Here is a 17544-nt window from a genome sequence, read left to right on the forward strand (position 1 = left end):
GCTTACAGCACCTCCGGCGCGAGCGAGATGATCTTCATGAACTTCTTCTCGCGCAGCTCACGGCCCACCGGGCCGAAGATACGGGTGCCGCGGGGGTCGCCGTCGTTCTTCAGAATGACGGCGGCGTTCTCGTCGAAGCGGATGTACGAGCCATCCTGACGACGACGCTCCTTGACGGTGCGAACGATGACGGCCTTGACGACGTCACCCTTCTTCACGTTGCCACCGGGGATCGCGTCCTTGACGGTGGCGACGATGACGTCGCCGATGCCCGCGTAGCGGCGACCCGAACCACCGAGAACACGGATGGTGAGGATTTCCTTCGCACCCGTGTTGTCGGCGACGCGAAGTCGCGACTCCTGCTGGATCACGTCTATCTCCTGATCGTCTGCCGGTTCCCGGCGGGGGCCACTCCGTTACCGGAGCGGACCCCCACCGAGCCTGGCGGAACTTGCCTGAGGGGAATGCCCCTCAGGAATTACTTGGCCTTCTCGAGGATCTCGACGACGCGCCACCGCTTCGTGGCGGACAGCGGCCGGGTCTCCATCAGGAGGACGCGGTCGCCGACGCCGGCGGCGTTCTGCTCGTCGTGCGCCTTGAGCTTGTTCGTACGGCGGATGACCTTGCCGTACAGCGCGTGCTTGACACGGTCCTCGACAGCGACGACGACGGTCTTGTCCATCTTGTCGCTGACGACCAGACCCTCACGGGTCTTGCGGAAACCGCGGTCGGTGTTCGTCTCAGTCACAGTCTTCTCGCTCATCAGGCGCTCTCCACCGTCTCGATGCCCAGCTCGCGCTCGCGCATCAGGGTGTAGATCCGGGCGATGTCCTTACGGACGGACTTGAGCCGGCCGTGGTTCTCGAGCTGCCCCGTCGCCGCCTGGAAGCGGAGGTTGAACAGCTCTTCCTTGGCCTCGCGGAGCTTGTTGAGGAGCTCCTCGTTGCCCAGCTCGCGCAGCTCGGACGCCTTGGTACCGGCCGACATCACGACTCACCTGCCTCGCGCCGAACGATCCGGCACTTCATCGGAAGCTTGTGAGCAGCGCGGGTAAGCGCCTCACGAGCAATCTTCTCGTTCGGGTAGGACAGCTCGAACATCACCCGACCGGGCTTGACGTTCGCGATCCACCACTCGGGAGAACCCTTACCGGAACCCATGCGGGTCTCGGCAGGCTTCTTCGTCAGGGGGCGGTCCGGGTAGATGTTGATCCAGACCTTGCCGCCACGCTTGATGTGGCGGGTCATCGCGATACGAGCTGCCTCGATCTGGCGGTTCGTCACGTACGCCGGGGTCAGCGCCTGGATGCCGTACTCGCCGAACGCAACCTGCGTGCCACCCTTGGACATACCGCTGCGCTTCGGGTGGTGCTGCTTGCGGTGCTTGACCCTACGGGGGATCAGCATTTCGGTCAGGCCTCCGTTCCGGTGCTCTCAGCCGGAGCAGCGGCGGCGGGAGCGTCGGCCTTGGGGGCCTCGGCTGCCGGCGCGGACTGCTGCGGCTTGCGACCGCGACCGCCACGCTCGCCACCGCGGCCACCACGGCCGGCCGGGCGGTCAGCGCCGCCACGGGCCGGGCGGTTGCCTGCGCGGGCAGCAGCGTTCTCGGCGCGGACCTCGGCGATGTTCTTGACGTCGCCCTTGTAGATCCAGACCTTCACACCGATGCGGCCGAAGGTCGTCTTGGCCTCGAAGAAGCCGTAGTCGACGTTCGCGCGGAGCGTGTGCAGGGGCACACGGCCCTCGCGGTAGAACTCCGAGCGGGACATCTCGGCGCCGCCGAGGCGGCCACCGCACTGGATCTTGATGCCCTTGGCGCCGGCCTTCATCGAGCTCTGCATGCTCTTGCGCATGGCACGACGGAAGGAGACGCGGGAGGAGAGCTGCTCGGCGACGGCCTGGGCCACCAGCTGAGCGTCCACCTCGGGGTTCTTGACCTCGAGGATGTTCAGCTGGACCTGCTTGCCGGTCAGCTTCTCCAGCTCGCCACGGATGCGGTCGGCCTCGGCGCCACGGCGACCGATGACGATGCCCGGGCGGGCGGTGTGGATGTCAACGCGGACGCGGTCGCGGGTGCGCTCGATCTCGACCTTCGAGATGCCGGCCCGCTCCATGCCCTTCGTCATCATGCGACGAATGGCGACGTCTTCCTTGACGTAGTCCTTGTACAGCTTGTCGGCGTACCAACGGGACTTGAAGTCCGTGGTAATGCCGAGCCGGAACCCGTGCGGGTTTACCTTCTGGCCCATTACCGGGTTCCTTCCTTGCTGCTGACGACCACGGTGATGTGGCTGGTCCGCTTACGGATCCGGTAGGCACGGCCCTGAGCACGCGGACGGAACCGCTTCAGGGTCGGGCCCTCGTCCACGTACGCCTCGCTGATGACCAGCGAAGAGGCGTCGGTGTGGTCGTAGTTGTGTGCGGCGTTGGCAATGGCGCTGTCCAGCACCTTGCCAACCGGCACGCTCGCGGCCTGCGGGGCGAAACGCAGGACCGCCTGAGCCTCCGTGGCATCCATGCCACGGATGAGGTCCACCACGCGGCGGGCCTTCATGGGCGTGACGCGGATGTACCGCGCCTGGGCCCTGGCTTCCATGGTTGTCCCTTCGGTGTAAGTCATAGTCGTTTCCACCCCGCGGTTAGCGGCGCTTCGACTTCCGGTCGTCCTTGACGTGGCCGCGGAAGGTGCGAGTCGGCGAGAACTCGCCGAGCTTGTGGCCGACCATCGACTCGGTGACGAACACCGGGACGTGGATCTTGCCGTTGTGCACCGCGATGGTGTGACCCAGCATGGCCGGGACGATCATCGAGCGACGGGACCAGGTCTTGATGACGTTCTTGGTGCCTGCCTCGTTCTGTACGTCCACCTTCTTGATGAGGTGGCCGTCGACGAAGGGCCCCTTCTTGAGACTGCGCGGCATCTAAACCCGCTCCTAGCGCTTCTTGTTCGTCTTGCGGCGGCGGACGATGTACTTGCTCGATGCCTTCTTCGGCGAGCGAGTACGACCCTCCTTCTGACCCCACGGCGAGACCGGGTGGCGACCACCGGAGGTCTTGCCCTCACCACCACCGTGCGGGTGGTCAACCGGGTTCATCGCGACACCGCGGACGGTCGGGCGAACGCCCTTCCAGCGCATGCGGCCGGCCTTGCCCCAGTTGATGTTCGACTGCTCGGCGTTGCCGACCTCGCCGATCGTGGCGCGGCAGCGGGCGTCGACCAGGCGGATTTCACCCGACGGCATACGAAGGTGGGCCATGGTGCCCTCCTTCGCCAGCAGTTGCACGGAGGCACCCGCGGAACGGGCGAACTTCGCGCCGCCGCCGGGCCGCAGCTCGATGGCGTGGATGGTCGTACCGACCGGGATGTTGCGCAGCGCCAGGTTGTTGCCGGGCTTGATGTCGGCGGCCGGGCCGTTCTCGACACGGTCGCCCTGCGTCAGGCCACGCGGCGCGATGATGTAGCGCTTCTCGCCGTCCGCGTAGTGCAGGAGCGCGATGCGCGCGGTGCGGTTGGGGTCGTACTCGATGTGCGCGACCTTGGCCGGCACGCCGTCCTTGTCGTGACGACGGAAGTCGATCACTCGGTAGGCGCGCTTGTGGCCACCGCCCTGGTGGCGAACGGTCACACGACCGGCGTTGTTACGGCCGCCCTTGCTGTGCAGGGGGCGGACCAGCGACTTCTCCGGCGTGGACCGCGTGATCTCGACAAAGTCGGCGACGCTGGAGCCACGACGGCCCGGGGTCGTCGGCTTGTACTTGCGGATACCCATTTCTCAGTCCTCGTCCGATTCCGGACGACTCGACCTCCGTCAGGAGGTCGGGCCGCCGAAGATGTCGATACGGTCGCCCTCGGCGAGGGTCACGATGGCGCGCTTGGTGTCAGCGCGCTTGCCGAAACCGGTCTTGGTGCGCTTGCGCTTACCCTGCCGGTTGATCGTGTTGACCCCGGTGACCTTGACCGAGAAGACCGCTTCCACGGCCTGCTTGATCTGGGTCTTGTTGGAGCCGGGCGCGACGATGAACGTGTACTTGTTCTCGTCGAGCAGCGCGTAGCTCTTCTCGGAAACGACCGGCTTGACGAGAACGTCGCGCGGGTCCGAGTAGGTCTTGCTGGTAACGGTCGCCTCGCTCATCAGGCGTCGCTCCCTTCGGTCTCAGCGGTCTGGGGGCCAGACACGAAGGACTCGAAGGCGGCCTGGGTGAAGACCACGTCGTCAGAGACGATCACGTCGTACGTGTTCAGCTGGCCCGGCTCCAGGATGTGCACCTGGGGCAGGTTGCGGGCGGACAGCCACGCGGCCTCGTCGGCACGGTCGACGACCAGGAGCAGGTTCTTGCGCTCCGAGATCTTGCCGAACAGCGTCTTCGCGGCCTTCGTGGAGACTGCACCGTCGACCACGCCGGTGACGACGTGGATACGGGAGTGGCGTGCCCGGTCGGAGAGGGCACCGCGCAGGGCGGCGGCCTTCATCTTCTTCGGGGTCCGCTGCGAGTAGTCACGCGGCTGCGGGCCGTGGACGACGCCACCGCCGGCGAACTGCGGCGCACGGGTCGAACCCTGGCGCGCGCGGCCGGTGCCCTTCTGGCGGTACGGCTTGCGGCCACCACCACGGACTTCGCCGCGGGTCTTGGTCTTGTGCGTGCCCTGACGGGCAGCTGCCAGCTGTGCGACAACGACCTGGTGGATCAGCGGAACGCTGGTCTTCGCGTCGAAGATCTCCGAGGGGAGCTCGACGGTACCGGCCTTGTCGCCAGCCGGCGAAAGGATGTCAATGGTGCTCATTACCTCAAGCCCCCTTGGCCGCGGTACGGACCAGGACGAGGCCGCCGTTCGGACCGGGGACTGCGCCCTTGATGAGGAGCAGACCCTTCTCCGCGTCAACCGCGTGGATGGTCAGGTTCTGGGTGGTGACACGCTCGTTGCCCATGCGACCCGCCATGCGCATGCCCTTGAAGACACGGCCGGGGGTGGCACAGCCACCGATGGAGCCGGGCATGCGGTGCACACGGTGGGCACCGTGGGACGCCTTGCCACCCTTGAAGTTGTGACGCTTCATCACACCGGCGAAGCCCTTGCCCTTGCTCTTGCCCGTGACGTCAACCTTGACGCCGGACTCGAACACCTCGGCAGTGACCTCCTGGCCCAGCGTGTACTCGCTGGCGTCAGGGGTGCGGAGCTCCACCAGGTGGCGGCGCGGGGTCACGTCGGCCTTGGCGAAGTGGCCCTTGAGGGGCTTGTTCACCTTGCGCGGGTCGATCTCGCCGAAGGCGATCTGGACCGCCTCGTAGCCGTCGCTGTCGTTGGTGCGGACCTGGGTGACGACGCAGGGCCCGGCCTTGACGACGGTCACCGGGACGACCCGGTTGTTCTCGTCCCAGACCTGGGTCATGCCGAGCTTCTCGCCCAGGACGCCCTTAATGTTCTTAGCCATCTCGCGCGTCACCTCAGAGCTTGATCTCGATGTCGACGCCCGCCGGCAGGTCGAGACGCATCAGCGAGTCAACCGTCTTCGGCGTGGGGTCGAGGATGTCGATGAGGCGCTTGTGCGTGCGCATCTCGAAGTGCTCGCGCGAGTCCTTGTACTTGTGCGGCGACTTGATGACGCAGTACACGTTCTTCTCAGTGGGCAGCGGCACCGGGCCCGCGACCGACGCACCAGTGCGGGTCACCGTCTCGACGATCTTCTTCGCCGAGGAGTCGATGACCTCGTGGTCGTAGGCCTTGAGCCGGATGCGGATCTTCTGTCCCGCCATGGCTACTAGTAGTCCTGTCTCTCGTAACGCTCTGGAACCCGGGGGTTCTAAGGACTCCGTCTCCGACCCACGCGGTCGGGCGTGTCGCATCCCCTCTACGCAGATCTCCCGAAGGATTTCCCAACCAAGGGGGTGCGGGCCCAAGGACCGCGAGACCGGGGGCGGAACACCCACCGGGTGCCTGGCCGGTGCCCCACTGACGCTTCCCGGAAGATTCCCGTACGTCCGACCCGCAGGGGGTCGACGAGTACTGTGGGACTCGCTTCCGGTCCTCCCGGCGGGAGGCGCGCAGCATTGACGCTCAACCGAGCAACCTGGTCAGTGTGCCATACGGGGCGTGAGCCTGGCCAATCGGGCGGAGGATCTTACCCCGCGTGGTCGCTCGGTCAAACGCGGGCGCGCAGCGGGAGCAGTGCCGGGCACCGCTCATTCGTAATTCGGTCGAGCGTCGTACGACCCCGCCCCTACAGTGGCCGGCCGGGCACGCCGTCGTCATCAGGGGCATCGATCATGCGTACGCACTATCCGCGCACCGCGCATCTGCCCTGGTCCCCGGGGGCCACCTCGGACGACGTACGGATCGCGGACCTCTCCGGGCTGACCGGTCGCGAGGTCGTCGTCACCGAGAAGCTGGACGGCGAGAACACCACGCTCTACGCCGACGGACTCCACGCCCGCTCTCTCGATTCCGCCCATCACCCCTCGCGGGGGTGGGTGAAGGCGCTGCAGGGCCGGATCGGGGCCCGTATACCCGAGGGGTGGCGGGTGTGCGGGGAGAACATGTTCGCGCGCCATTCGATCCCGTACGACGGCCTGGAGAGCTTCTTCTACGGCTTCTCCGTCTGGGACGGGGAGCACTGCCTGGGCTGGGACCGGACCGTCGTCTTCCTGCGCGAGCTGGGGATTCCCGTGCCGCCGGTGCTGTGGCGGGGGGTGTTCGACGCGCGGGCCGAGAAGGCGCTGCGGGCGTTGAGGCCGGACACCGGACGGCAGGAGGGGTATGTCGTACGGCCCGCGGACGGCTTCGACGCACCGGACTTCGGGCGCCGGGTGGCGAAGTGGGTGCGGCCCGGCCACGTACAGACCGATACGCACTGGATGCACGCCTCCGTCGTGGAGAACGGGCTCGGCCCGGCCGCCGCCCTGTGGGCCGTACGATCGGGGGCACCGGTCGACGCGGCGGCACTGGCCGATGCGGCAGGCACGGCACCGGGGGACGCCGGGGCTGCCGTCGCGATGGGCGATTCCCTCGACGCGTTGGGCCGGACGGGCGACGACCGGCTGACCGGCGTACTGGCCGCGCTGCTGCACCGCGGACGGCGTACGGAGCTGGCGCCCGCGCTGGCGGGTGCGCTGGGGATGCCATCGGCCCGGCGCATCGCGGATCTCGTCGGACTGCACCCCGCACTGCACCGCCCGTACCCGGACGAGGAGCGCAGGACCGGCCTGGTCCGGATGTCGTTCGCCGCCGATCTGCCACTGCTGCACGCGCTGGCCGCCGCCGTGGCGGACACCGACGGGACGCGTGAACAGGTGGAGTGGTCGGCGCTGCACGCACAGGACGTACGGGAACCGGACGGGCTGCGCGAGGCATTCGCGGATCTGGAGCCGGCGGCCGCCGACCGTTGCCGGGCGCAGGCGCGTGAGGCTTACGCCCTGGGCCGGGTCACCACCGCCGAGGAGGCCGTCGCCGCGACTTGGCGGTGGCGGACCGGGGACTTCCCGCGCCTGGTCCATCTGGTCGGCCCCTCCGGCAGTGGCAAAAGCACCTTCGCGCGCGCTCTGCCCGGTGTCGACACGTATCTCTCGCTCGACGATCTGCGGCTGGCCCGGGGATCGCGCGCCGATCAGAAGGCCAACGGGGAGGTGCTGCGCGAGGGGCTCGACCGGCTGGACACCGCGCTCGCCGCGGGTGGCACGGTCGTCTGGGACGCCACCTCGCTCAACGCGCACCAGCGCTCCCTGGTGCATGCGGTCGCCCGGCGCAGGGACGCGCTGCTCACCCACGCCGTGGCCCTGGTCGACGAGGCGGAACTGATCCGGCGCAACGAACGCCGCACCCACCCGGTGCCCCCGGACGTGCTGACCTCGCAGCTGCACCGGTTCGTGCCCCCGTACCCCGGCCAGGCGCACCGCACCTGGTACATCGGCGCGAGCGGAACCGTGGAGGACAGGGCGTAGATGCGTACCAGCGAGGAGATCTACCACCGGGTCCGCTGGGACGCCCGGTTCGACCCGGCGCGCTTCGTGATGGGCGTGGCGCAGCGCGGGACCGTGCCCAAGCGGGTGCCGCTGCCCCGGTTCACGCCCGGCGGGGACATTCCCTGGCACCGGGTGCTGTTCTTCGAGGCCGACGGTGAGGTGATGTGGGACCGGTCCTCGGGCGTGGACCGGATCGACGCGACGGACGCCGGACGGGTACGCACCCCGCGCCGGCTGCCGTCCCCATACTTCATCTCCCGTACGCCGCACGCGTTCTCCGCGCCGGAGGCCGCCTGGACGCCGGTGCCCGAGGACGCGCCGGCGCCCGCGCCGGTCGCCCCGCTGACGCTGCTGACCTGGAACACCCTCTGGGACCGCTACGACGGCGACCGCATCGACACCGCCCGGCGCCGGCCACTGCTCCTCGACGCCCTGCGCGCGGCGGACGCGGATGTCATCGCCCTCCAGGAGGCCGAACCCGCCCTGCTCGGCCTGTTGTTGGCCGCGCCCTGGGTCCGCGAGAGCTACACCCTCTGGGCCGAGCCGGCCGGCCGGGATGTCGCCGACTGCGGTCTGCTGCTGCTCAGCAGAGTCCCCGTGCGGGAGGCGGGCCTGCATGTCCTCGGCCCGCACAAGGCGGTCGCCGCCGTGGTCGTGGAGACCGCGGAAGGACCGGTCACGGTCGCCGTCACCCATCTCAGCAGCGACCACTCGGCGAACGGCGCCGCCCGGCGCGATGCCGAACTGGCCGATCTGGCAGCGGGGTTGGCCGCGATCGAGGGCGAGGTGATGCTGCTCGGCGACTTCAACGACGGCGGCGACACTCCGCAGGACCGGCTGGGGATGGCGGACGCCTGGAGCCGGGTGCACGGCGCGGGCGACCGGACGCCGACCTTCGATCCGTCCGTCAATCCGCTGGCCGCCGTCTCCTCCCTGACGGGGCGTGCGTCCCGGCTGGACCGGGTACTGGTCCGCTCGGAGCGGCTGCGGCCCGTGTCGGCAGCGCTGCTGGGCGACGTACCGACGCCGGACGGGCTGTACGTGTCGGACCACTTCGGGATACGCGTGGAGCTGACCGGGGCGGCGGAGGACGGATCGGAAGCCGACGCGGCGGAGATCGTCCGCCGGGTGGCCGCCGCCCTGCCCGAGGGCCGCGTCCATCCGGTCGGCTCACGGCGGATGGGCTGTGCGCTGCCCGGCGCCGATGTGGACCTGGTCGCGGCGCTGCCCGGTGACGGGGATCTCCCGGGGGCACGGGAGCGGCTGACCGCCGCCCTGCCGGAGGCCGTCGGTCTGCACGAGGTGACCGGTGCGCGCGTATCCGGTCTGCGTTTCTGCCTCGACGGGCTCCGGGTGGACCTGGTGACCGTCGCGACCGGTGACCTCTCCCCGGACGTGGCGGTCGCCCGACGTACCGAACTGGGCGAGGCGGCGGCCACTGCGCTCAGCGCGGTGAGCGACGCGGACGCGGTGCTCACCGCGGCGGACCCGCACCGGGCCGCGTTCACCCGCCTCGCGCGCGAGGTGAAGGCCTGGGCCCGGGCACGCGGCCTGGACTCCGCACCGTGCGGCGGGCTGCCCGGCCTCGCCTGGTCCGTACTGGCGGCCCGCACCGCCCACGAGTCCGGTGGTCTGCCGACGCTCCCCCTGCTCCGGCACTTCTTCGCGACCTGGGCCGCGTGGGACTGGAACCGGCCGGTCGGGTCCGGGGAGGCGGGCGAACTCCCCCTCACCGTGCTGACCCCGACCGTCCCCGTCCGCTCCTGCACCTCGCAGGTCTCCCCCGCAGGCCGCGACCTCATCGCCGAGGAGCTCTTCCGCGCCTGGGAGATCCTGGAGTCCGCCGCCGTCTGCGACCCCGTACCGCACGCCCTGCTCTGCGCCCCGCCTCCCCTGCACCTCCGTCACGCCGCCTGGGCGATCGTCTCCGTACGCCCGGGCCCCGACGAGGGCCGCTTCCGAGGCCGGCTCCTGGCCCTGCTCGCCGCTCTCGCCGAAGCGGGCTCCCCGGACGCCCACGCCTGGCCCCGTCCGTTCGGCGCGGACGCGTCCCACATCCAGTACGCCATCGGCCTGGGACGGACCCCGCCGGACGAGGCCCGGCTCGCGGAGATCGGCGCCCGGCTGCTGCGTGGCATCCCGGAAGCGGGCCTGCGCCGGGCGGGCCGGGGCGCGGCACCGGAGCTGCGGTGACGGAAAGCGGCGGCAACCCGCCTGCGAGAATCCATCCGTGGACAACAGCACCGTTGCGGCCTGGGCCCTGCGCCCCGCCCAGCCGGAGGACGTCGAGGTCGTGGCCGAGCTGAGGGCCACCGTGATGCGCCCCGACCTGGAGCGACTCGGGCGCTACGACGAGCACCGCGTACGGCAGCGGCTGCGGGACGTCTACGCACCGGAGCACACCTCGGTCGTCGTCGCGGACGGCGAGTTCGCGGGCTGCGTCACCCTGCGGCCGGTCGAGAACGGGCTGTGGCTGGAGAACTTCTACCTCTCCCCCACGCTCCAGGGCCGCGGCATCGGCACCGCCGTGCTGCGCTCGCTGCTCGAGCGGGCCGATGAGGAGGGCGTGACCGTGCGCCTGGACGTACTGCAGGGCAGCGCCGCCCGCGCGCTCTATGAACGGCACGGGTTCACCGAGGAACGACAAGACCCGATCGACGTGTTCATGGTGCGCACACCCACACGCTAGGCCGTCCGTGCCCTTCGGCCCGCACCCGTAAAAACCCAGGCAACCCACCCCTGGGAATCTCCGTCTATCCCCCCGCAGCAGCGGCCGGCCCCCCACCGCCGCCTGCACGGATTCGGCACGCAGCACAGGGCCGCACAGCCGCCCGCTGCGGGGGAAGTGGACGGAGCACGGTGTGACGGACGAACCTGCGCTGCGCGCATCTCGCACGGGAGTGTCGCGGCGCACTCTGATGACGGCGGCCGGTGCGATGAGCCTGGCGGTCCTCGGTGCCTGCACCCTGCCCGCCTCGCCCCGCCGCCGCAACCCCACCGCGAATCCGATGCCCGGCCTGCCGATCAGCGCCTCGCACCCGGCCCTGATGATGCAGATCCTCGCCCATCCGGACGACGACCTGTACTTCATGAACCCGGACACCCAGCAGGCCCTCGACGCCGGGACACCGCTGGTCTGCGTCTATCTGACCGCGGGCGAGGCCACCGGCGTCAACCGCGTCCCCGGCCGGCCGTTGCCCGCCCCCGACAAGGCGGCGTACTCCTCCTCTCGTCACCAGGGGCTCCGCCAGGCGTACGCGACACTGCTCGGCCTCGGCAGGTTCACGGAGTGGCAGAAGTCCGTCATCGATCTCCATGGCAACCATCGCGCCGAGATCAACCGCCTCGGAAACGGCGCCCACAGGGTCGAGCTGATCTTCATCAACACCGCCATGCACACCTCGTACGGGCGCCTCGGGCTGCCCAGCCTCTGGCAGGACCGGCGGCTCGTCCTACCCACCGTCGTAGCCGACAACTCTCCGCTCCAGAAGGCGGGTTCGTACACCTACGACGGGCTCGTCGACGTCCTGGACGGGCTGTTCGACCGATATCGGCCGAGCATCGTGCACACCATGGACCCGGACCCCGACATCCAGCACAGCAGCGAGCTCGTCCGGCGACGGGACAGCGAGCAGAAGGGTTACTCCGACCACCCCGACCACACCGCGACGGCGTTGTTCACCTGGACGGCGCTGATCCGGTGGGTGGCCCGGACCACCGCCGTGGGCGGCGGTGTACCGAGCTTCGCCACCACGGCGTTCCGCGGCTACTACAACCGGCACTGGCCCAAGAACCTGCCGCCCGCCGTGCTGGCCGAGAAGGCGTCGCACCTGGTGCCGTACGGGGGCTCGGCCGAATGGCGGTGCGGCAACCCGGCGGGCTGCGGGGACTACGGCGTGGGCGGCAACCGACCGCTGACCAACCGGAAAGGCTGGGTACGGGCCACCCACTACCGCTACCCGGGCCCACGGCCCGTCGTCGCCACCGCCCGGGACGGCCGGCTCGTCGCGTACGGGGTGCTGGGGCTGCGGGCGGTGCGCTGGCGCGAGAGCGCGCCGGGCAGCGGGATCTGGAACACACCGGACGACCTCGGCGGCGGCCCGCTCGCACCGATCCTGGGCGGCGCACTCCTGCCGGACGGGCGGCAGCTGCTCTTCGGGCTGCGGTTCGCCGCGCTCGGCGGACACGGCGGGGACAACGAACGCGAGATCGTCGTGCTGGAACAGCGCTCCCCCGGCGGCGACTTCCGTGCCTGGCGGGGGCTGGGCAACCCCGAGCCGAATGGGGAGACCGGACGCCGGATCGGCGTCCCGGTCGCGGTCGCCGCCCCCGACGGGCGCGTCCATCTCTTCGTACGGAACGCGGAGAAGGGCCTCAGTACGCGGGTACGGGACACGGACGGCCGGTGGAGCGGGTGGCGGGACACGGGCGGGGGCGAGGTCCAGGACGGGCTGACCGCCGTGGTGGACGACGCGGGGTGTGTCCATGTCTTCGCGGCAGGCCGTTACGCGGTGCATCACTGGACGCAGGACGTGCCCGGGGATGAGGTCACCGCACGCACCCAGATCAGCGGCGTACCGGTGCCGGGGGACGGCCCGGCCGCGCTGCCCGGTGCGGACGGGACGGTCGAGCTGTTCTACCGCGCGGCGGCGAAGGCCCGCCTGACGACCGTAATGACCGGGGAGACGGCTGACGAGACCGGCATCGACGGGTACGGGCGGCTGATCAAGGACCGGGTGGGCTTCGACGGGTACGGGCCGGTGTCCGCCGCGGGGCCGCCAAGCGGCCCGGTGCTGCTCGGCCGCACCGAGAAGGGCCTGATCCAGCTCCGTACGCCCCAAGGGATCTCCGTACGCAAGCACGGGCCGGTGGCGCTGGACGGGCCCGCGCTGCATGTCGGCAGGGAGGGGCGGCCGACGGTGGTGGCGCTGGGGGTCGACGCCCTGCCGTGGCTCTGGCGCCCCTGAGAAGTCTCGAACACTCCGAAGGGCCCCGGTCCACCGCTTGCGCGGCGGGCCGGGGCCCTCCTTGGTGCTCTGTGCGGAGCAACCAGGTCAGACAGTCAGGTAATTACTTGACGATCTTGGTGACCTGGCCGGCGCCCACGGTCCGGCCACCCTCACGGATGGCGAACTTCAGGCCCTCTTCCATGGCGACCGGCTGGATCAGCACGACGTTCATGACGGTGTTGTCGCCCGGCATGACCATCTCGGTGCCCTCGGGAAGGGTCACAACGCCCGTCACGTCCGTGGTACGGAAGTAGAACTGCGGGCGGTAGTTGTTGAAGAACGGGGTGTGACGGCCACCCTCGTCCTTCGACAGGATGTAGGCCTGGGCCTCGAACTCGGTGTGCGGCGTGACCGAACCGGGCTTGATGATGACCTGGCCGCGCTCGACGTCCTCGCGCTTGATGCCACGGAGGAGCAGACCGACGTTCTCACCGGCCTGGCCCTCGTCGAGCAGCTTGCGGAACATCTCGATGCCGGTGACCGTGGTGGTGGTCTTCTCCTGCTTGATACCGACGATGTCGACGGTCTCGTTGACCTTCAGGACACCACGCTCGATACGACCGGTGACGACGGTGCCACGACCAGTGATCGTGAAGACGTCCTCGATCGGCATCAGGAACGGCTTGTCGACGTCGCGCTCGGGCTGCGGGATCGACTCGTCGACGGCCTTCATCAGGTCGAGGACGGTCTGGCCCCACTCCTTGTCGCCCTCAAGAGCCTTGAGCGCCGAGACCTTGACGACCGGAAGGTCGTCGCCCGGGAACTCGTACTCGGAGAGGAGCTCACGAACCTCGAGCTCGACGAGCTCCAGGATCTCCTCGTCGTCCACCATGTCGGCCTTGTTCAGGGCGACAACGATGTACGGAACGCCGACCTGGCGGGCCAGGAGCACGTGCTCCTTGGTCTGCGGCATCGGGCCGTCGGTGGCGGCGACCACGAGGATGGCGCCGTCCATCTGCGCCGCACCCGTGATCATGTTCTTGATGTAGTCGGCGTGACCCGGGCAGTCGACGTGCGCGTAGTGACGCGACTCCGTCTGGTACTCGACGTGCGCGATCGAGATCGTGATACCGCGCTGGCGCTCCTCGGGAGCCTTGTCGATCTGGTCGAAGGCCGAGGCCTCGTTCAGGTCCGGGTACGCGTCGTGCAGCACCTTGGTAATGGCGGCCGTGAGGGTCGTCTTACCGTGGTCAATGTGACCGATGGTGCCGATGTTGACGTGCGGCTTAGTCCGCTCGAACTTCGCCTTCGCCACTGGGTCCTCCTGTGGAGTGGTTCTGTACGCCTTGCTTCATCGGCGCCAGGTGATCTTTGCTGGGATGCCGGGGCCGGGGGCATTCACCGCATTGCTTGCGCTCTGCGACGAATGCCCCACCAGGCTCCGGTGACAAGCCTAAAGCGTGAGCTCGGGAGAGTTACTCGCCCTTGGCCTTCGCGATGATCTCCTCGGCGACGTTCCGCGGAACCTCGGCGTAGGAGTCGAACTGCATCGAGTAGCTTGCGCGACCCGAGGTCTTGCTGCGGAGGTCTCCGACGTAGCCGAACATCTCCGAGAGGGGCACGAGGCCCTTCACGACGCGAGCGCCGCTGCGCTCCTCCATGGCCTGGATCTGGCCACGGCGGGAGTTGAGGTCGCCGATCACATCGCCCATGTAGTCCTCGGGCGTGGTGACCTCGACGGCCATCATCGGCTCGAGGAGCACGGGGGACGCCTTGCGGGCACCCTCCTTGAACGCCTGCGAACCGGCGATCTTGAAGGCGAGCTCGGAGGAGTCGACCTCGTGGTAACCACCGTCGAGAAGGGTGACGCGGACGCCCACCATCTCGTAGCCGGCCAGGATGCCGAACTGCATGGCCTCCTGAGCACCCGCGTCCACCGAGGGGATGTACTCACGGGGGATGCGGCCACCGGTGACCTTGTTGACGAACTCGTAGGACGCGTCGCCACCCTCGATGGGCTCAAGGGCGATCTGCACCTTCGCGAACTGGCCGGTACCACCAGTCTGCTTCTTGTGCGTGTAGTCGATGCGCTCGACGGCCTTGCGGATCGTCTCGCGGTACGCGACCTGCGGCTTGCCGACGTTCGCCTCGACGCGGAACTCGCGCTTCATGCGGTCGACGAGCACCTCGAGGTGAAGCTCGCCCATACCACCGATGATGGTCTGGCCGGTCTCCTCGTCGGAGTGCACCTGGAAGGACGGGTCCTCCTCGGAGAGGCGCTGGATGGCGACACCCAGCTTCTCCTGGTCACCCTTGGACTTGGGCTCGATGGCGACCTGAATGACCGGCGCCGGGAAGTCCATGGACTCCAGGATGACCGGGTTCTTGTCGTCACACAGCGTCTCACCGGTGGTGGTCTGCTTCAGGCCCATGACGGCGATGATGTCGCCCGCGCCCACCGACGAGATCTCCTCACGCTTGTTCGCGTGCATGCGGTAGATCTTGCCGATGCGCTCCTTCTTGCCCTTGACCGAGTTCAGCACCGCGGTGCCGGCCTCGAGGCGGCCGGAGTAGATCCGGACGAAGGTGAGCTTGCCGAGGTGCGGGTCGCTCGCGATCTTGAACGCCAGGCCGGAGAACGGCTCGTCGTCCGAGGGCTTGCGCTTGATGACGACCTCGGGGTCCTTGACGTCGTGGCCCTCGATGGCCTCGACGTCCAGGGGGGACGGCAGGTAGCGGACAACCGCGTCGAGCAGGGGCTGGACGCCCTTGTTCTTGAACGCCGTGCCACAGAACACCGGGGTGACGGTGACGGAGCCGGCGCCGCCCTTCGATGCGAGGGTGATCCGACGGATCGCCTCGTGCAGCTGGTCCTGGGTGGGCTCGACGCCCTCCAGGTACAGCTCCATCATCGCGTCGTCGTTCTCGGAGACGGCCTCAAGGAGCTTGCCGCGCCATTCCTCGGCCGCCTCCTTGAGGTTGTCCGGGATCTCGACGGTGTCGTACATCTCGCCCTTGACGGCCTCTTCGGGGTACACGAAGGCCTTCATCGACACGAGGTCGACGACGCCTCGGAAGTCCGCCTCCGCACCGATAGGGAGCTGCATGACGATCGGGACCGCGCCAAGGCGCTGGACGATCATGTCGACACAACGGAGGAAGTCGGCACCCGTGCGGTCGAGCTTGTTGACGAAGCAGATACGCGGCACGCCGTAGCGGTCCGCCTGACGCCAGACGGTCTCGGACTGCGGCTCGACGCCGGCGACGCCGTCGAACACGGTGACGGCACCGTCGAGGACGCGGAGCGAACGCTCCACCTCGACGGTGAAGTCGACGTGACCCGGGGTGTCGATGATGTTGATGGTGTGGTCAACATCATTGAGCGGCCAGTGGCAGGTCGTCGCGGCGGACGTGATCGTGATGCCGCGCTCCTGCTCCTGCTCCATCCAGTCCATCGTGGCAGCGCCGTCGTGGACTTCACCGATCTTGTACGAGACGCCGGTGTAGAACAGGATCCGCTCAGTGGTGGTCGTCTTGCCCGCGTCGATGTGGGCCATGATCCCGATGTTGCGGACCTTGGCCAGGTCAAGCGAAGTGGTGGCCATAAGGCTCAATCTTCTCTCGGTCTCGATGTGGGTAGCGACTACCAGCGGTAGTGCGCGAAGGCCTTGTTGGACTCGGCCATCTTGTGGGTGTCCTCGCGCTTCTTGACAGCAGCGCCAAGACCGTTGGAGGCGTCGAGCAGCTCGTTCATGAGGCGCTCGGTCATGGTCTTCTCGCGGCGGGCGCGGGAGTAACCCACGAGCCAGCGCAGCGCGAGGGTGGAGGCGCGACCGGGCTTGACCTCGATCGGCACCTGGTAGGTGGCGCCACCGACACGGCGGGACTTGACCTCGAGCGAGGGCTTGACGTTCTCAAGCGCGCGCTTCAGCGTGATGACCGGGTCGTTGCCGGTCTTCTCGCGGAGGCCTTCCATGGCGCCGTACACGATCCGCTCGGCAGTGGAACGCTTGCCGTTGAGCAGGATCTTGTTGATCAGCGAGGTGACAAGAGGAGAACCGTAGACCGGGTCGATGATGACCGGGCGCTTCGGGGCGGGGCCCTTACGAGGCATTCTTACTTCTCCTTCTTGGCGCCGTAGCGGCTGCGGGCCTGCTTGCGGTTCTTGACACCCTGGGTGTCAAGGGAGCCGCGGATGATCTTGTAACGAACACCCGGCAGGTCCTTCACACGGCCACCACGCACGAGCACGATGGAGTGCTCCTGCAGGTTGTGTCCCTCACCCGGGATGTAGGCCGTGACCTCGATACCGGAGGTCAGACGCACACGCGCGACCTTACGGAGTGCCGAGTTCGGCTTCTTCGGGGTGGTCGTGAACACACGCGTGCAGACGCCGCGGCGCTGGGGCGAACCCTCGAGTGCGGGCGTCTTGTTCTTCTCGACCTTGTCCTGCCGGCCCTTCCGGACCAGCTGCTGGATCGTAGGCACTACTTCTCCGGTTTCTGTGTGCCGTTCGTGAAACTAACCTGGAACGTCACCGACCCACGCGGTCGGGTGTGTCGAATGCTGCAAGCTCCTGCCGCAAGGCAGAAGGGAGCGCAGATCGCGGTGGCCACTGACGGACTCGCCATGCGGTTGAG

At 68.7% G+C, this 17544-nt stretch carries 20 protein-coding genes; 4 read left to right on the forward strand and 16 right to left on the reverse strand.

Annotation, left to right across the window (positions count from 1 at the left end; translation table 11 throughout):
* Nucleotides 1-2 precede the first annotated feature (2 nt).
* The 12 genes from rplN to rpsJ form a co-directional block, all read right to left on the reverse strand.
* On the reverse strand, nt 3-371 hold the full coding sequence (rplN, locus tag NRF20_RS18840) for a 50S ribosomal protein L14 (RefSeq protein ID WP_003966950.1): 369 nt from the start codon (nt 369-371) through the stop codon (nt 3-5).
* Between the two features lie 107 nt (nt 372-478).
* Nucleotides 479-763: a 30S ribosomal protein S17 gene (gene rpsQ / locus NRF20_RS18845; protein WP_030977953.1), complete on the reverse strand. Its 285-nt coding sequence runs from the start codon at nt 761-763 to the stop codon at nt 479-481.
* Nucleotides 763-987 carry a 50S ribosomal protein L29 gene (gene rpmC / locus NRF20_RS18850; protein WP_015035581.1) on the reverse strand — a complete coding sequence of 75 codons (225 nt, stop codon included), beginning with the start codon at nt 985-987 and terminating at the stop codon, nt 763-765. The genes rpsQ and rpmC overlap by 1 nt, the downstream gene beginning before the upstream one ends.
* Nucleotides 987-1406, reverse strand: coding sequence for a 50S ribosomal protein L16 (gene rplP, locus NRF20_RS18855; protein WP_014047785.1), 420 nt, complete (start codon nt 1404-1406; stop codon nt 987-989). The genes rpmC and rplP overlap by 1 nt, the downstream gene beginning before the upstream one ends.
* 5 nt (nt 1407-1411) lie before the next feature.
* Complete coding sequence (gene rpsC, locus NRF20_RS18860) at nt 1412-2248, reverse strand: 30S ribosomal protein S3 (protein ID WP_037688007.1); 837 nt, start codon at nt 2246-2248, stop codon at nt 1412-1414.
* The gene (gene rplV, locus NRF20_RS18865) at nt 2248-2595 is read right to left on the reverse strand and encodes a 50S ribosomal protein L22 (protein ID WP_004571827.1); all 348 of its coding nucleotides are present in this window, start codon (nt 2593-2595) and stop codon (nt 2248-2250) included. Before rplV ends, rpsC begins: the two co-directional genes overlap by 1 nt.
* Before the next feature lie 43 nt (nt 2596-2638).
* Nucleotides 2639-2920 (reverse strand): 30S ribosomal protein S19, encoded by a 282-nt coding sequence (rpsS, locus tag NRF20_RS18870; RefSeq protein ID WP_003966956.1) that lies wholly within the window; start codon nt 2918-2920, stop codon nt 2639-2641.
* A gap of 12 nt (nt 2921-2932) precedes the next feature.
* A complete protein-coding gene (rplB, locus tag NRF20_RS18875; RefSeq protein WP_093773282.1) occupies nt 2933-3769 on the reverse strand; it encodes a 50S ribosomal protein L2 in 837 nt (278 codons plus the stop codon).
* A gap of 39 nt (nt 3770-3808) precedes the next feature.
* Nucleotides 3809-4132 carry a 50S ribosomal protein L23 gene (gene rplW, locus NRF20_RS18880; RefSeq protein WP_014154589.1) on the reverse strand — a complete coding sequence of 108 codons (324 nt, stop codon included), beginning with the start codon at nt 4130-4132 and terminating at the stop codon, nt 3809-3811.
* On the reverse strand, nt 4132-4782 hold the full coding sequence (rplD, locus tag NRF20_RS18885; protein WP_093897249.1) for a 50S ribosomal protein L4: 651 nt from the start codon (nt 4780-4782) through the stop codon (nt 4132-4134). Before rplD ends, rplW begins: the two co-directional genes overlap by 1 nt.
* Nucleotides 4783-4786: 4 nt before the next feature.
* A complete protein-coding gene (rplC, locus tag NRF20_RS18890; RefSeq protein WP_093897290.1) occupies nt 4787-5431 on the reverse strand; it encodes a 50S ribosomal protein L3 in 645 nt (214 codons plus the stop codon).
* Nucleotides 5432-5444: 13 nt separating this feature from the next.
* Nucleotides 5445-5753 (reverse strand): 30S ribosomal protein S10, encoded by a 309-nt coding sequence (gene rpsJ / locus NRF20_RS18895; RefSeq protein ID WP_003948644.1) that lies wholly within the window; start codon nt 5751-5753, stop codon nt 5445-5447.
* 510 nt (nt 5754-6263) lie between these two features.
* On the opposite strand from rpsJ, the gene NRF20_RS18900 reads away from it, so the two are divergent.
* From NRF20_RS18900 to NRF20_RS18915, 4 genes are all read left to right on the forward strand, one after another.
* Nucleotides 6264-7934, forward strand: coding sequence for an RNA ligase family protein (locus NRF20_RS18900; RefSeq protein ID WP_398632663.1), 1671 nt, complete (start codon nt 6264-6266; stop codon nt 7932-7934).
* Complete coding sequence (locus tag NRF20_RS18905) at nt 7935-10148, forward strand: poly(A) polymerase (RefSeq protein WP_413752946.1); 2214 nt, start codon at nt 7935-7937, stop codon at nt 10146-10148.
* Nucleotides 10149-10185: 37 nt separating this feature from the next.
* On the forward strand, nt 10186-10644 hold the full coding sequence (locus NRF20_RS18910) for a GNAT family N-acetyltransferase (protein ID WP_398632665.1): 459 nt from the start codon (nt 10186-10188) through the stop codon (nt 10642-10644).
* 229 nt (nt 10645-10873) lie between these two features.
* A complete protein-coding gene (locus NRF20_RS18915; RefSeq protein WP_398632739.1) occupies nt 10874-12922 on the forward strand; it encodes a PIG-L family deacetylase in 2049 nt (682 codons plus the stop codon).
* Nucleotides 12923-13025: 103 nt separating this feature from the next.
* On the opposite strand, the gene tuf is transcribed toward NRF20_RS18915, so the two are convergent.
* From tuf to rpsL, 4 genes are all read right to left on the reverse strand, one after another.
* Nucleotides 13026-14219, reverse strand: coding sequence for an elongation factor Tu (gene tuf, locus NRF20_RS18920; protein ID WP_266358734.1), 1194 nt, complete (start codon nt 14217-14219; stop codon nt 13026-13028).
* 160 nt (nt 14220-14379) lie between these two features.
* Nucleotides 14380-16509, reverse strand: coding sequence for an elongation factor G (gene fusA / locus NRF20_RS18925; RefSeq protein WP_398632666.1), 2130 nt, complete (start codon nt 16507-16509; stop codon nt 14380-14382).
* A gap of 38 nt (nt 16510-16547) precedes the next feature.
* Nucleotides 16548-17018, reverse strand: coding sequence for a 30S ribosomal protein S7 (gene rpsG, locus NRF20_RS18930; RefSeq protein WP_093897234.1), 471 nt, complete (start codon nt 17016-17018; stop codon nt 16548-16550).
* A gap of 2 nt (nt 17019-17020) precedes the next feature.
* Nucleotides 17021-17392, reverse strand: a complete 372-nt coding sequence (gene rpsL, locus NRF20_RS18935) for a 30S ribosomal protein S12 (protein WP_003948652.1) — start codon at nt 17390-17392, stop codon at nt 17021-17023.
* Nucleotides 17393-17544 lie beyond the last annotated feature (152 nt).

Source organism: Streptomyces sp. R-74717, from assembly GCF_047305335.1.
Classification (GTDB): domain Bacteria; phylum Actinomycetota; class Actinomycetes; order Streptomycetales; family Streptomycetaceae; genus Streptomyces; species Streptomyces atratus.

Coding starts and splice junctions, on each gene's coding strand:
- rplV (WP_004571827.1), bottom strand. CDS start 2,595: ATGGAAGCCAGGGCCCAGGCGCGGTACATCCGCGTCACGCCCATGAAG.
- rplC (WP_093897290.1), bottom strand. CDS start 5,431: ATGGCTAAGAACATTAAGGGCGTCCTGGGCGAGAAGCTCGGCATGACC.
- NRF20_RS18915 (WP_398632739.1), top strand. CDS start 10,874: ATGACGGCGGCCGGTGCGATGAGCCTGGCGGTCCTCGGTGCCTGCACC.
- rpsS (WP_003966956.1), bottom strand. CDS start 2,920: ATGCCGCGCAGTCTCAAGAAGGGGCCCTTCGTCGACGGCCACCTCATC.
- rpsJ (WP_003948644.1), bottom strand. CDS start 5,753: ATGGCGGGACAGAAGATCCGCATCCGGCTCAAGGCCTACGACCACGAG.
- NRF20_RS18905 (WP_413752946.1), top strand. CDS start 7,935: ATGCGTACCAGCGAGGAGATCTACCACCGGGTCCGCTGGGACGCCCGG.
- rplD (WP_093897249.1), bottom strand. CDS start 4,782: ATGAGCACCATTGACATCCTTTCGCCGGCTGGCGACAAGGCCGGTACC.
- rpsQ (WP_030977953.1), bottom strand. CDS start 763: ATGAGCGAGAAGACTGTGACTGAGACGAACACCGACCGCGGTTTCCGC.
- fusA (WP_398632666.1), bottom strand. CDS start 16,509: ATGGCCACCACTTCGCTTGACCTGGCCAAGGTCCGCAACATCGGGATC.
- rpsC (WP_037688007.1), bottom strand. CDS start 2,248: ATGGGCCAGAAGGTAAACCCGCACGGGTTCCGGCTCGGCATTACCACG.
- rpmC (WP_015035581.1), bottom strand. CDS start 987: ATGTCGGCCGGTACCAAGGCGTCCGAGCTGCGCGAGCTGGGCAACGAG.
- NRF20_RS18900 (WP_398632663.1), top strand. CDS start 6,264: ATGCGTACGCACTATCCGCGCACCGCGCATCTGCCCTGGTCCCCGGGG.
- rplB (WP_093773282.1), bottom strand. CDS start 3,769: ATGGGTATCCGCAAGTACAAGCCGACGACCCCGGGCCGTCGTGGCTCC.
- rplW (WP_014154589.1), bottom strand. CDS start 4,132: ATGAGCGAGGCGACCGTTACCAGCAAGACCTACTCGGACCCGCGCGAC.
- rpsG (WP_093897234.1), bottom strand. CDS start 17,018: ATGCCTCGTAAGGGCCCCGCCCCGAAGCGCCCGGTCATCATCGACCCG.
- rplP (WP_014047785.1), bottom strand. CDS start 1,406: ATGCTGATCCCCCGTAGGGTCAAGCACCGCAAGCAGCACCACCCGAAG.